Origin of the sequence: Microbacterium sp. UFMG61 (assembly GCF_015354505.1) — a bacterium.
Taxonomy (GTDB): Bacteria; Actinomycetota; Actinomycetes; order Actinomycetales; family Microbacteriaceae; genus Microbacterium.
Map to the genome: position 1 here is coordinate 1 of NZ_JACAFP010000001.1, position 13,020 is coordinate 13,020.

General features: G+C 69.2%; 14 protein-coding genes. 5 read left to right on the forward strand and 9 right to left on the reverse strand.

The genetic code is table 11. The features are described 5' to 3' along the window. Nucleotides 1-262 precede the first annotated feature (262 nt). The 3 genes from IXW21_RS00010 to IXW21_RS00020 are packed head-to-tail and all read right to left on the reverse strand — an operon-like array spanning nt 263 to nt 3,600. The gene (locus IXW21_RS00010; protein ID WP_194762214.1) at nt 263-1,546 is read right to left on the reverse strand and encodes a glutaminase; all 1,284 of its coding nucleotides are present in this window, start codon (nt 1,544-1,546) and stop codon (nt 263-265) included. Nucleotides 1,547-1,598: 52 nt separating this feature from the next. Further along, nucleotides 1,599-2,906 (reverse strand): sensor histidine kinase, encoded by a 1,308-nt coding sequence (locus IXW21_RS00015; RefSeq protein WP_194762215.1) that lies wholly within the window; start codon nt 2,904-2,906, stop codon nt 1,599-1,601. A gap of 16 nt (nt 2,907-2,922) precedes the next feature. Next, entirely contained in the window at nt 2,923-3,600 is a 678-nt protein-coding gene (locus IXW21_RS00020) for a response regulator transcription factor (RefSeq protein WP_194762216.1), read from the reverse strand. Between the two features lie 226 nt (nt 3,601-3,826). Here IXW21_RS00020 and IXW21_RS00025 point away from each other — a divergent pair, with 226 nt between their 5' ends. Further along, nucleotides 3,827-4,366: a hypothetical protein gene (locus IXW21_RS00025; protein ID WP_194762217.1), complete on the forward strand. Its 540-nt coding sequence runs from the start codon at nt 3,827-3,829 to the stop codon at nt 4,364-4,366. Between the two features lie 24 nt (nt 4,367-4,390). On the opposite strand, the gene IXW21_RS00030 is transcribed toward IXW21_RS00025, so the two are convergent. Further along, the gene (locus IXW21_RS00030) at nt 4,391-4,597 is read right to left on the reverse strand and encodes a CDGSH iron-sulfur domain-containing protein (RefSeq protein WP_194762218.1); all 207 of its coding nucleotides are present in this window, start codon (nt 4,595-4,597) and stop codon (nt 4,391-4,393) included. Beyond that, nucleotides 4,594-5,634 carry an iron-containing redox enzyme family protein gene (locus IXW21_RS00035; RefSeq protein ID WP_194762219.1) on the reverse strand — a complete coding sequence of 347 codons (1,041 nt, stop codon included), beginning with the start codon at nt 5,632-5,634 and terminating at the stop codon, nt 4,594-4,596. The genes IXW21_RS00030 and IXW21_RS00035 overlap by 4 nt, the downstream gene beginning before the upstream one ends. A 143-nt stretch (nt 5,635-5,777) precedes the next feature. Between IXW21_RS00035 and IXW21_RS00040 the strand changes: the two genes are divergently transcribed. After that, a complete protein-coding gene (locus tag IXW21_RS00040; RefSeq protein WP_056311101.1) occupies nt 5,778-5,957 on the forward strand; it encodes a hypothetical protein in 180 nt (59 codons plus the stop codon). 16 nt (nt 5,958-5,973) lie between these two features. Here the strand turns inward: IXW21_RS00040 and IXW21_RS00045 are convergent, their stop codons facing one another. From IXW21_RS00045 to IXW21_RS00055, 3 genes are all read right to left on the reverse strand, one after another. Beyond that, entirely contained in the window at nt 5,974-7,359 is a 1,386-nt protein-coding gene (locus tag IXW21_RS00045; protein WP_194762220.1) for an LLM class flavin-dependent oxidoreductase, read from the reverse strand. 147 nt (nt 7,360-7,506) lie between these two features. After that, nucleotides 7,507-8,238, reverse strand: coding sequence for a nicotinamide riboside transporter PnuC (gene pnuC / locus IXW21_RS00050; RefSeq protein ID WP_194762221.1), 732 nt, complete (start codon nt 8,236-8,238; stop codon nt 7,507-7,509). Next, entirely contained in the window at nt 8,235-8,762 is a 528-nt protein-coding gene (locus IXW21_RS00055; RefSeq protein ID WP_194762222.1) for a GNAT family N-acetyltransferase, read from the reverse strand. Before IXW21_RS00055 ends, pnuC begins: the two co-directional genes overlap by 4 nt. A gap of 83 nt (nt 8,763-8,845) precedes the next feature. Between IXW21_RS00055 and IXW21_RS00060 the strand changes: the two genes are divergently transcribed. Further along, a complete protein-coding gene (locus IXW21_RS00060; protein ID WP_194762223.1) occupies nt 8,846-9,733 on the forward strand; it encodes a serine hydrolase domain-containing protein in 888 nt (295 codons plus the stop codon). A gap of 22 nt (nt 9,734-9,755) precedes the next feature. Here IXW21_RS00060 and sigJ read toward each other — a convergent pair whose 3' ends face one another. Next, nucleotides 9,756-10,664, reverse strand: coding sequence for an RNA polymerase sigma factor SigJ (sigJ, locus tag IXW21_RS00065; RefSeq protein WP_194762224.1), 909 nt, complete (start codon nt 10,662-10,664; stop codon nt 9,756-9,758). Nucleotides 10,665-10,835: 171 nt separating this feature from the next. Between sigJ and IXW21_RS00070 the strand changes: the two genes are divergently transcribed. Both IXW21_RS00070 and IXW21_RS00075 read left to right on the forward strand, forming a co-directional pair. Further along, nucleotides 10,836-11,588: an SDR family oxidoreductase gene (locus IXW21_RS00070; RefSeq protein ID WP_194762225.1), complete on the forward strand. Its 753-nt coding sequence runs from the start codon at nt 10,836-10,838 to the stop codon at nt 11,586-11,588. Nucleotides 11,589-11,668: 80 nt separating this feature from the next. Further along, complete coding sequence (locus IXW21_RS00075) at nt 11,669-13,018, forward strand: HNH endonuclease signature motif containing protein (RefSeq protein ID WP_194762226.1); 1,350 nt, start codon at nt 11,669-11,671, stop codon at nt 13,016-13,018. The last annotated feature ends 2 nt before the right edge of the window (nt 13,019-13,020 follow it).

A 13,020-nucleotide genomic window follows, 5' to 3' on the forward strand; every position in this document is an offset into this window, starting at 1 on the left:
GGGCAGCAGCGGGGGTGGCCGCCGCGTCGGAGGGAAGCGGCTCGACGGGAACGGTCTGGGCGTCGGATGCCTGAGCGGCCGGTGCGGGCGGTGCCGGCGGTGCGGGCGGAGCCGGCGGAGTCGTGCCTGCGGGCAGGTTCTCGGGCGTCTGGTCGGGGGTCGGGTTCTTGTCGTTCATGACTCGATGTTCTCCCGTGGGTGCTGAAGCCACCCTGAAGCCTCCTGAAGCGGTCTTCAGGAACGCTGCTGACCGGCACTCGGCTCAGCCGCGCACCGCGCTCGCCACGTCCGAGAAGGATGCCGGCACGAAGCCGCCGTGCGCCTGCTCGCCGTGCACGAGCTCGCCCGAGCCCGTCTCGGCACTGCCCAGCACGCCCCAGGGGTCGACGATCCGCACGTCGTGACCGTCGAGGTGCAGACGACGGACGCCTTCGAGCAGCATCCGCTGAGCGATGCTGTTGGCCCGCTGCACGCGGTCGAGGTCGATGACGACCGGGTCGTCGCCCGCCGGCTCCTCGGCGAAGCCGCGCAGCACCCGCTCGGCCTCCATGAAGTGCAGGTCGCCGGCGATCTCGTGCACCGCGACGCCGTCGTGCTCGACCCGACGCGACACCGAGCGGGCCGTGTCGGTCGAGGTCATCAGATGCAGCCCCAGATCGTGGTTCATGCGCTCGAACATGCGCACGCCGCGGGTGCTGTTGCCGTGCGGGTCGAGTCGCGGCGAGAACACGGCGATGCCCACCTGGCCGGGCAGCACCCCCATGAGCCCGCCCGCGACCCCGCTCTTGGCGGGGATGCCGACCGAGGTCAGCCAGTCTCCCGCGGAGTCGTACATGCCGCACGTCGTCATGACGCTGAGCACCTGCCGGTTGATGACGGGGTCGATGACCTGGTCGCCGTCGGGGGTGCGGCCGCCCGCCGCGAGCACCGACGCCATGCGCGCGAGGTCGCGCACCGTCACCGAGGCCGAGCACTGTCGCGTGTATCCGCGCACCACGTCGGCGGGGTCGGCGTCGAGGGTGCCCACGGTCCGGAGCATGTAGGCGAGCGCCATGTTGCGGTCGGCGGACGAGATCTCGGACTCGAACACGTCCTCCGCGATCGACAGCTCGCGCCCGGCCAGACGGCTGTAGAGGTCGAGGATGCGCCCGACACGAGCATCCGAATCGTCACCGCTGACCAGCGCATGCGCGGCGATCGCGCCCGCGTTGATCATCGGATTGCGCGGCCGGCCGGTCTCGGGCTCGAGGGAGATCTCGTTGAACGCGTCACCCGAGGGCTCGACGTCGATCCGCTCGAGCACGGCATCGAGGCCCTGGTCGGCGATCGCGAGGGCATACGTGAACGGCTTCGAGATCGACTGGATCGTGAACTCGACGTCGGCGTCGCCCGCGACGTAGACCTCGCCGTCGAGGGTGGCGACAGCGATGGCGAGCTGATCGGGGTCGGCCTGCGCGAGCTCGGGGATGTACGACGCGACCTCTCCGGCATCCTCCCCGCACGACTCCATCAGCACGTTCAGATAGTCGATCATGGGGGTCTGCATGTGCTCCATGCTCCCATGCGGGGTGCGGCCGGCTGTCGCGCCGGGCCGCTGCTCAGGTCGCGAGAGGCAGCGTCACCACGAATCGTGCGCCGTCCCAGCGGGAGTCGTCGACCGAAACGGTTCCGCCGCTGGCCGCGGCGATCCCCTGCACGATCGCGAGGCCGAGGCCACTGCCGCCGGCATCCCGACTGCGAGCTTCGTCGAGCCGCACGAAGCGCTCGAAGATGCGCTCGCGTTCGTCTGCAGGAACGCCGGCTCCGTCGTCCTCGACGGTCACGAAGACCCATGTGCCCTGCGGGATCACGCTGATCGCGACGTGCCCGGCGCTGTGCCTCGCCGCGTTGTCGGCGAGATTGCGCAGAAGCTGCCCGAGAAGGCGCGGGTCGCCCTCGACGCGGGCCGCCTGGATGCCGGACCCGTCGACCTCCACCCCGCGCGACCGCAGTCGACGTACCTCGCCGAGGGCCAGATCATCGAGGTCGACCGACTCGTCATGCGTGCCGCCGCCCTCGTCGAGCCGCGCGAGGAGCAGCAGCGATTCGACGATGCCCTGCAGCCGAAGGCCCTCGTCGGAGACGACCTCGGCGAGCTCGTCGATGCTCGTGGTGGCCGGGTGCGTCTGCGCGAGCTCGGCGTGCTGGCGGATCGTCGCGAGGGGCGAGCGCAGCTCGTGGGAGGCATCCGAGACGAAGCGTCGCTGCGCGGTCGCCGACGCGTCGAGGCGGTCGAGCATCCGGTTCATGGTGGTGGCGAGCGCCGCGATCTCGTCGGACGACGGCGGCACCTCGACGCGGTTGTGCAGGTGCTCGGCGGTGATGCCGTCGACCTCTTCGCGGATGCGGGTGACAGGCTTCAGGGCCCGGCCCACGACGAGCCAGGTCGTGACGGCGACGAGCACGAGCAGCAGGGGCAGCGCGACCGCGAGCAGCACGCCCACGGTCGACAGGGTCTCGTCGTCGTCCTCGATCGGGACGGCGAGCACGAGGGTCTGGTCGTCGTCGATGTCGTCCGAGACGACCAGCATCGGTGTGCCGTCGACCATCACCCGCCGCGGATCGCCGGAGATCGGCAGCGCGCTCGAGCCGAGGTCGTCACGGGCGTCTTCGCTCGCCGAGCGCACCGAGCCGTCGGCGCCGATGATCTGCACGAGTTCGTCGTCGAGGGTGTCGATGCCGCGGCCGCCACCAGGGCCTCCGCCGGGTCCGTCGAGACGCTCGGTCAGTTCGTCGAGGCGCTGTTCGGCGGCGCGCTCGGCGCTGGCATGGATGCTGGAACTCAGGATGCTGTAGAACGAGAACGCGCCGATGAGCAGTGCGACGGCGACGACGAGGGTCGCGCCGAGGGTCGTGCGGGCACGCACCGATTTCCAGGGCCGGCTAGCCACCGTCCGCCGCCAATCGGTAGCCGGCACCGCGGATGGTCTCGATCGCCTCGCGTCCGAAGGGCTTGTCGAGCTTGCGGCGCAGGTGGCCCACGTACACCTCGACGATGTTCGGGTCGCCGTCGAAGTCGTCGTCCCACACGCCCTCGATCAGCGAGCGCTTCGACAGCACCTGTCCGCGGTGGCGCATCAGGTACTCGAGCACGGCGAACTCGCGGGCCGTCAGCGTGACCGGCGTCTCGCCGCGCCAGACGTGGTGAGACGACGGATCGAGCTTCAGGTCGCCGGCTTCGAGCACGGCGGGTCGTGCGACGGCACCGCGGCGGACGAGGGCGCGGATGCGGGCGACGAGGATCGCGAAGGAGAACGGCTTCGTGACGTAGTCGTCGGCGCCCGTCTCGAGGGCCTCGACCTGATCCCACTCGCCGTCCTTCGCGGTGAGCATGAGCACGGGCGTCCAGTTCTCCTCGGCGCGCAACGCCTCGCACACCTTCCAGCCGCTCATGCCGGGCATCATGAGGTCGAGCACGATCGCGTCGTATCGGGTCTCGCGCGCACGCCACAGCCCGTCGACGCCGTTGTTCGCGACGTCCACCGCGAAACCCTCGGCCTCGAGCCCCCGGCGAACGGCGTCGGCCAACCGCACCTCGTCGTCCACCACCAGGATCCGCATTCCTCCAGTGTGGCGGGCGCACGCTGAATCCGCGCTGAAGCGGGGCAGATCGCCTCATGCTCGCGCTCTGCTGACAGCTCCGGTCGGGCGGAGAACTCCACCTTGGGCGGAGAGGGCGCCCGAGATCCACCGCCCCACAGGGAGATCACCGTTCCACAGGGAGGACATGCGAAGCGGAGCGCAGGGAAGGGTTGGCCCAGGGCAACCCCTGTGGTTGCATGAGGGCATGACCGGAATCCGGGGGGACAGGTCGAGAGGTGCACGTCTGCTTCTCGTCATCGCGACGACCACGCTGCTCGCGGGCTGCGCGACCGCGACGGCCGGCCCACCGGGAGCAGCATCGCCCTCTGCATCCCCGAGCCCCACTCCGACCGCCGCGTGTCCGCAGGTCGAAGGCGTCGAGCTGCCTCCGGACTGCGCTCCGTACGACCCTGACCACGCGATGGCGCAGAACGATCGCTACCGCGACCGGATGGAGCTCTCGGACGAGAGCCGAGGCGCCGCCGAGAAGCCGGCCGCTGACGTGCGCGCGGCGCTCGAGACGCTCCGGACCTCGGGGGCCATCTCGGTCGAGGCGGTGGAAGACGCGTTCGCGGATGCGGGCATCGACGGAGTCCAGACGATCGGCGACGAGCGAGCGGTCGCTTTCGGCGCCGCGGCGCCGGAGGGCGGCTGCATCTTCGGCGAGGTGTCGGCCGACGTGCTCACGGTCGAGATCGGCGGCATCATCATGGACGGCGGATGCCTGCCGGCGGTCGGACACTGATCCCGCCGCCGACAGACCCGGGGGTCACACGTCGGTGCGGAAGCCCGATGCCTTGTGCGTGCCGTCGCAGAACGGCTTGATCGTCGAGAGTCCGCAGCGGCACAGCGCCACCGTGCGTCGCGTCACCTCGATCGGCTCGCCGTCGGAGGTCTCGAGCACCGCGGCCCCGCGTACGAGCAACGGCCCGTCGGGGTAGGCCGTGATCGTGACGGCATCCTCGTGCCCGCTCATCGGGCATCCCGCTGTCGCAGCGACGATTCGCCGCGCATCCAGGAATCGAGCATGTGCCCGGCCGCCCAGCCGTCGACGGTGAGGCAGGCGGATGCTCCGAACATGATGTCGGCCAGCAGCTCGGGATGGTCCTCGGCCAGTCCGCCGGCGAGGTCGCGCGCCGCGATCTGCTCGTGCACGGCATCCGCTTCGACGTGCTCGTCGAAGTAGTCGGTGACGTCCTCTGTGAAGCCGAGACGCCGCAGGCCGTCGGCATACAGCCGGTTCGGGATCGACGAGGTCATCTCGAACGCGGCCAGGTGGCCGACGATCGCCCCGACGAGGCGGCGATTGAGGCCGAACATCGACATGGAGTTGAGCGAGGCGAGGGTGATCGCGGGCACGTCGTCGACGTAGCCGCCGTAGGTGTCGTCGAGTCCGGCACCGCGCATCGCCCGCGCGAAGATCGTCGCGTGCACACGGTCGGGGCGCCCCGCGCCGTACTCGTCGGACTGGATCTCGACGAGCGCCGCCTTCGCCCTGCCGCTGAGACGGGGGATCGCCCAGGAGTGCGGATCGGCCTCACGCAGCGTGTAGATCGAGCGCTGCATGAAGAACTCGTGCATCTGCTCCTCGGTCGCCTTCTTCGCGACGTACCGCGACAGGCTCGGGCCGGTGTCGGCCTCGGCGAGGGCGAAGAGCGCGCGGCCGACGGCATCCACCGTCGGCTCGGGCAGGTCAGGCATCGGCACGGACGCCCGTAGCGCCTGCTCGAACGCGTGCTCGAGAAGACCCCGCGCCGCGACGACACCCGGGTCCCACTCGAGGGTCGGGTCGAGGTCGGGCAGCGAGCCGTATGACGAGGCGTAGAGCACGAAGAGAGCGAGCTGGATGTCGTCGTCGCGCACGACATCGGCGCTCGCCGCCAGCGCCCCCTCGGCCTCAGCGCCGAGACCGACATCGTCGCCTCCGGTCAGACGGCGGATGACGGCGTCGCTGAGCGGGCCACGCGCGGTGATGCCGTGGAGTGCGGACGGGGTGAGTGCTGTCGCGGACATGGAAGCTCCCAAAGATCGGATGCTCTCACTCTCACCCCGGCTCGCCGATGCGAGAAGGGTCTTGACGGAACGCACCGCGTGGGGGAGGGTGCCCCTCACGCATCCGGATCTGCGACGTCTGCCGCGCCGCCTAGGCTGGAGACATGAACAAGAACTCGCTCTGGACCATCGTCGGCGTCATCCTCGCCGTGGTGATCGCCTGGTGGATCGTCAGCGCGCTGTTCTCGATCCTGTGGTTCATCGCCAAGCTCGCGATCGTGCTCGTCGTCGCGGTCGTGGTGTTCCTGGTGCTGCGGGGGCTCTTCAGCTCGAAGGCCGAGTAGCTCCGGTGGGCGCCGGTCAGGCGACCGGAGCCTTCGCGCCCACCCGGTAGCGGGCCGCGCGATGCGTGTCCTGCACGCGATCGCCCTTGCCCTGCAGCTTGTTACGCAGCGTGCCAGGGGTGTACTCGTTCGGGTAGACGCCGCGCTCTCGGAGCACCGGGATGACGTGCTCGATGACGTCCTGCCACGTGCCGGGGGTGACCGCGTAGGCGAGATTGAAGCCGTCGATGTCGGTCTCCTCGACCCACGACTGCAGCTCGTCGGCGATCTCCACGCCCGAACCGACGACGGTCGGCCCGAGACCGCCGATCGCGTTGTGGCGGCCGAAGTCGCCGACGGTCCACTCGCGTCCGAGGTCGGCCTCCTCCTTCAGATGCTGCAGCACCGACTGGATCGCATTCGACTCGACGTTGCCGACAGGCTCGTCCTCCGCATACTGCGAGAGGTCGACGCCCATCCAGCCGGACATGAAGGTCAATGCGCCCTCGGGGCTCGCATACGAGAGGTACTCGGCGTGCTTCGCCGCGGCATCCTCGCTCGTCGCCCCGGTGATGACCGTGAGCAGTGTGTAGATCTTCGCGTCGTACCGGTCGCGACCGGCATCCTCGAGGGCGTCGCGGATGCGCTTGACGGTGCCGGCGAGCACCTCCTTCGAGGGCGCGGCGACGAAGATCGCCTCGGCGTTCTCCGAGGCGAAGCGCACACCGCGGGGGCTGGCTCCGGCCTGGTAGATGACCGGCGTGCGCTGCGGCGACGGCTCGGAGATGTGGATGCCGGGAACGCTGAAGTGCTTTCCCTCATGGCCGATCGGGTGCACCTTCGCCGGGTCGGTGAAGATGCCGCGCTCGCGGTCCTCGACGACGGCGTCGTCTTCCCACGAGCCTTCCCACAGCTTGTAGAGCACCTCGACGTACTCGTCGGCGTGGTCGTAGCGATCGTCGTGCGCGAGCTGGTCGGTCTGGCCCATGTTGCGGGCGGCGCTGGGCAGGTAGCCGGTCACGACGTTCCATCCGACGCGTCCGTTGGTCAGGTGATCGAGCGTGCTGAGGCGTCGGGCGAACGGATACGGATGCTCGAACGCGGTGCCCGCCGTGATGCCGAAGCCGAGGTGCTCGGTGACGGCGGCCATGGCGCTCACGAGCAGGATCGGGTCGTTCACCGGAACCTGGGCGCCGTTGCGGATCGCCGCCTCGTTCGTGCCGCCGTAGACGTCGTAGGTGCCGAGGACGTCGGCGATGAAGATGCCGTCGAAGGTCGCGCTCTCGAGAAGCTTCGCGAGGTCGGTCCAGTACGAGATGGTGTTGTACTGACGCGAGCGGTCGTCGGGATGCCGCCACAGCCCGGACGACTGGTGGGCGACGCAGTTCATGTCGAAGGCGTTGAAGCGGATCTGACGGGTCATGGGGACTAGCAAACCCGCCGAGCACCTGACCGGCCACCCCCGTCGACACGAGCCGACACATTCCGGGCCGCCGCCCCCCATGCTTTCGAATCGCTCACCTTGCAGTTTCTGCCCGGCTCGACCTGCAAAGTGCGCTACTCGAAAGGGTCAGTGGTGGTCGCCGTCGACGGTCTTCATCGTGGAGGTGATCGGCCGCGGGTCGGGCATGAGCGTGTCGACCTGCGGTTTGTCATGCGCCTGCGCGCGGCACCAGACGACGAAGCCGACAGCCGTGAAGACGCCGTAGAAGACGTACATGAACCCGGTCGCGTAGAAGCCCGAGCTGAACAGCAGCGGCACGCCGACGATGTCGACCGCGATCCAGATCAGCCAGAACTCGGTCCACCCCTTGGCCATGCCGTAGGTGGCGAGCAGGGAGCCGACGAACGTCCAGGCATCCGCCCAGACCGGTTCGTACGAACCGAGCAGCCGGAACAGCGGGGTCAGCGCGACCGTGCCGATGATCATCACGAGCACCAGCCCGATGCGGGCGCTGTTCGGAGCCCATCGCGGGGTCACGCGTCCGCCGTCGGAGGCCGCCTGGCGCCAGCGCACCCAGCCGTAGATCGCGACGACGATGAACATCACCTGCCGGCCGGCCTGGCCCAGCAGGTGCGGCAGCTCGTGGTCGGGGTTCAGGATCGTGCCGAGGAACACCGTGAGCAGCAGCACGTTGCCGACGATGCCCACGGGCCACGCCCAGATCTTGCGGCGCATGCCGCCGAGCGCGCTCGCGAGGCCGAAGACGTTGCCGACGACCTCGCGCACGAGCAGCGCCTGCCCGCCCGGCAGCACCCACTGCGAGTTGAAGGCGTCGACGAGCCAGAGGAAGACGTTCACGAGATCTCGTCCGGGAACGGACGCTGATCGAGCACGAGCTGCAGGAACGTGAGGTCGAGCCAGCGGTCGAACTTGGCCCCGACCTGCGGCATGCGCCCGACCTGCATGAAGTCGAGGCGTTTGTGCATGATGATCGAGCCGGTGTTGCTGCTCTCGATCGCCGCGACCATGACGTGCTTGCCGAGTGCGCGGGCGCGGTGGATGAGCTCGATCATGAGCGCCTTGCCGATGCCGCGGCCGCGCTGCCCGTCGCGCACGTAGACCGAGTGCTCGACCGTGTGGCGGTAGCCGCTGTGCGGGCGCCAGTCGCCGAATGTCGCGTAGCCGAGCACGCCGGTGGCGTCGACGGCGACGAGCACCGGGTAACCGCGTTCAGTGCGCTCGGCGAGCCAGGCGGCGCGGTCATCGACCGTGACCGCCTCTTCGTTCCAGATCGCGGTGGTGGTCAGCACCGCGTCGTTGTAGATGGCGGTGATCGCCTCGACGTCGGCGGTCTCGGCATCCCTGATCTGGTGGTCGCTCATCGGGTCTCCTGCATCTGCGCTCGGGTGCGCACTGGACGACGGTAGCAGGATGCCGGCACGGCGGGATGCGGGAGACTGGCCTCATGTCTCAGGCTGAAACGGTTCGCGATCGCATCGTCCGCGCGATCGACGAGGAGCAACTGGGTGCGTACGGACTCCACGTGCTCATCGGCACCGAGGTCGCCGAGCACCGCTGGCGCAGCGATGATCGAGTGAACCTCTATTCGGTGTCCAAGGGGGTGAGCGCGCTCGCCGCAGGGATCGCCGTCGATGAGGGCATCCTGTCTTTGGACAGTCGAGCCGTCGATGCCCTCGGGGTTCGTGGGGCGGGTGCGGGCGTCGAGGGGGTGACTCTCGAGCATCTTCTCTCGATGACGAGTGGAATCGACTTCGAGTGGTTCGGCGACCAGGAGGTGCCCTGGCCCGACCTGGCCGGCGAGATGCTCGCCCGACCGAGTCGAGGACCGGGTGAGCACTTTCAGTACTCGGATGCCAGCACCTTTGTCGCCATGAGGATGCTCGGAGCGGCGGTCGGAGATGTGCGGGACTGGCTGATGCCCCGGCTGTTCGAGCCGCTCGGCATCCACAACCCGCAATGGCTGAGATGTCCGCACGGCTGGATAGTGGGCGGGAGCGGACTCGAATTGCGCACCGAGGAGATGGCTCGGATCGGCCGCGTTCTGCGGGATCGAGGGCGCTTCGGGAAACAGCGCATCGTGGCGGAGTGCTGGATCGAGAGGATGCGCTCCGAGTGGGTCGTCACGGGAGCGGACGGCCTGTACTCGTCGTACGGACTCGCGGCCTGGCGTGGGCCGCGCGACGGGTGGCGTCTCGACGGGCGATACGGACAGTACGTCTTCGTCGACGAGGCAGCGGATGCGGTCGTCACGATCACGGCCCACGAGGAGACGCGCGATCAGAGGCTGGTCGAGATCGCTGCCGACGCCGTCGCCGGCGCCCTGCCGGGGTGACGCGTCGCGGCCTCATCGGTCGTCAGCGGGGCAGCCAGTAGGTGAGCTTGGCGGGGTTGAGGACGATCCACAGTCGCGTGATCGCGCCGTCCTCGACGCGCAGGTTCATGACCGACACGACCTCGTCGTCCTCACGGAACACGAAACCGAGTCCATCGCCCAGCTGCTGCTGCTCCATCGACATTGCGGGACGCTTGGCGGCGATGCCGAGCAGGAAGCGCGCGACGTTCTCGGCGCCCGAGACGACGTTCCTCGCGGCGCTCACCACCCCTCCGCCGTCGCTGTGCAGTTCGACGTCAGGAGCCAGGAAGCGCAGCAGGGGAACGATCTCACCCGTGCTCGCCGCCTGCTGGAATGCCCGCACGACGCGGTCGTGCTCGGCGCGCGGAACCGCCGCGGCCCGGTTCTCGCGCACGTGCCGTCGCGCAGACGACGCCAGCTGTCGCACCGCGGCCGACGATCGGCCGACGGTCGCGGCGATCTCGTCGAACGGCACCCCGAAGACGTCGTGCAGCACGAACGCCACGCGTTCAGCGGGGGTCATGGCCTCGAGCACCACGAGCAGCGCGGTCGACACGTCGTCGTCGAGGGTGACGCGGTCGAGAGGGTCGTCGGATGACGTCGCGGTGCGAGAGCGGACGGCTCCGGCGAAGAGATCTGCCGGCACCGGCTCGGGCAACCAGGGGCCGATGTACTGCTCGCGTCGATGACGCGCCGAACCCAGCAGGTCGAGGGCGATGCGACCGGCCACGGTCGTGAGCCAACCTCCAGGGTTGGCGATGTCTGCGCGCTCGGAATCGCTGAGGCGATACCAGCGCAGGTAGGTCTCCTGAACCACGTCTTCGGCATCCGCCAGAGTGCCGGTCATCCGATACCCGAGGGCGAGCAGACGTCGACGCTCGTGGAACACGTCGTCGAGATCCTCGTGCATGCTGCGCCTTTCGTCGGCTGTGCGCCGCGGGGCGCCTTCGCAGGATATGACGATGCACGGTCACGATGTGTGAGGCATCACACTTTCTGCGGCTGTCTCGTCATCTGGTTCAGGCGGCGCGGACGCGCCACGGAGTGTCGCGGACGCGCCACGGAGTCGAAAGGGAGTCGGATGAGGATCGCTGTCGCAGGAGGAACGGGAGTCGTGGGCAGGCACGTGGTCGAGGCGGCATCGGCCGCAGGGCACGAGGTGGTGGTGCTGTCGCGGGCGAACGGAGCCGATGTGCTGACCGGCGTCGGTCTCGCTGAGCGGGTTCGCGGCGCGGATGCCGTGATCGATGTGGCGAACACGACGACCCTCTCGGCGGCGAAGGCGCGGGCGTTCTTCGAGACGGCGACCCGCAACCTGCTCGACGCCGAGGCACGAGGGGGCGTGGGGCACCACGTCGCGCTGTCGATCGTGGGGATCGATGGGATCGACGCCTCGTATTACGCGGGCAAGCTGGCACAGGAGCGTGCGGTGGCCGCGGGCGGGGTGCCGTTCACGATCGCGAGGGCCGGACAGTTCCACGAGTTCGCAGGCCAGCTGCTCTCCGGTATGTCGGGCCCGGTGGCGGTGATGCCGAAGCTGCTGATGCGACCCGTGGCGGCGCGCGAGGTCGGTGCCCATCTGGTGCGGGTGGCGGAGGCGGGTGCCGTGGGGCGTGCGCGTGATCTGGTGGGGCCGCGGGATGAGGTTCTCGCGGATGTCGCGCGAAGGCAGTCGGCGTTCGACGGAACGCGGCGGCATGTGCTGGAGGTGCGGCTCCCGGGTGCGTACGGTCGGGGGCTCGCGTCAGGATCGTTGAGAGGGGGGTCGGATGCGCTGCAGGGCGAGATCACTTTCGACGAGTGGCTGCGCGGGGAGGATCACCTGAGGGGTTAGGGGTCTGGGGGTCTGTCCGTCCGGTGCATCGGATGCTGGAATGCCACTCGATTCTCGAACATGTGTTCTAAAATGGGGTCATGCCCAGAACTCGCCTGACCCCGCTGCTCGAGGCCATCGAGCGCCTCGGTGGCGCATGGGCGCGGGCGGAGAACGGCATGGATCTGTCTCGGGCAGATCTGCTCGGGGCCCATGAGGCCGTCGGCGACGTCCAACGCTGTCTCGACGGCCTGCACGCCGAGCTCGCTGCCGCGATCGCGCACGAATCCCGTGCCGAGCTCGGTCCCGAAGGGTTGGCGAAGCAGCACGGTCATCGGAGTGCGGCGGCGATGATCTCAGCCGTGACAGGCGGCACGACGGGAGACGCGAAGCGCCTCATCACGGTCGGTCAGGCGACGGCACCGCGCACGAACCTGCTGGGCGAGAAGCTGCCGGCGAAGTATGCCGCGTTGGCGACGGCGCTCGCCGCGGGCGACATCTCCGTCGCTGCGGCCGCGATCATCGTCGCGCTGCTCGAGCGCGTCCGCCTGAAGGTCGATCCGGCGCGGGTCGATGAGGCCGAGCGTCTGCTCGTCGCCCGCGCGGCGGGGATGCCGCTCGCCGACGTCGGCAAGCTCGTGGCCCGCACCGAAGCCTGGCTCGACCCCGACGGGGTAGCCCCGAAAGAGCGAGAGGCGCGCGATCGTCGGTCGCTCACCATGTTCGAGCGCGATGGTTCCTTCCACCTGAACCTGCAGACCGACATCGCCTCGAGCGCGTCGATCAAGGCAGCGATCCAGGCCTACGTGTCGGCGACCTTCCAGGCGCGGATCACGGCACCCGATCCGGGTGCGCCCGACGCAGACCATCGCACGGTCGCGATGATCCAGGCCGACGCGCTCGCGGTGATCTGCGAGCACGCGATCGCCTGTGACAACGGGGGGATGCCCGCGACCGGCGCGACGGTGGTGGTGCGCGTGAACCTCGACGACCTCACCGCAGGGCTGGGCGCTGCGACGATCGACGGCAGCGACCAGCCCGTGAGCGTCAGCACGTGTCGGCGGATGGCCGCAGGGGGCGGAATCATCCCGGTGGTCCTCGGGTCAGCGGGGGAGATCCTCGACTGGGGGCGCGAGAAGAGACTCTTCACCCGTGCGCAGCGGCTGGCGCTGGTCGAGAGAGACGGGGGCTGTGCGATGTGTGGGCTCCCGCCGCAGATGACCAAGGCCCACCACATCAGATGGTGGCAGCGCGACGCGGGGCCGACCGATCTGAACAACGGAGTTCTGTTGTGCGAGTCGTGTCACCACCGCATCCACGACAACGGGTGGGACATCCGCATCGAAGGTGTCGGTGTCGCTGCGCGAGTGTGGCTCATTCCACCGCCGCACGTGGATCCGGCGAGGACTCCACGCCTCGGCGGGAGGGCGCGATATGACATCGCAGCGTGAGG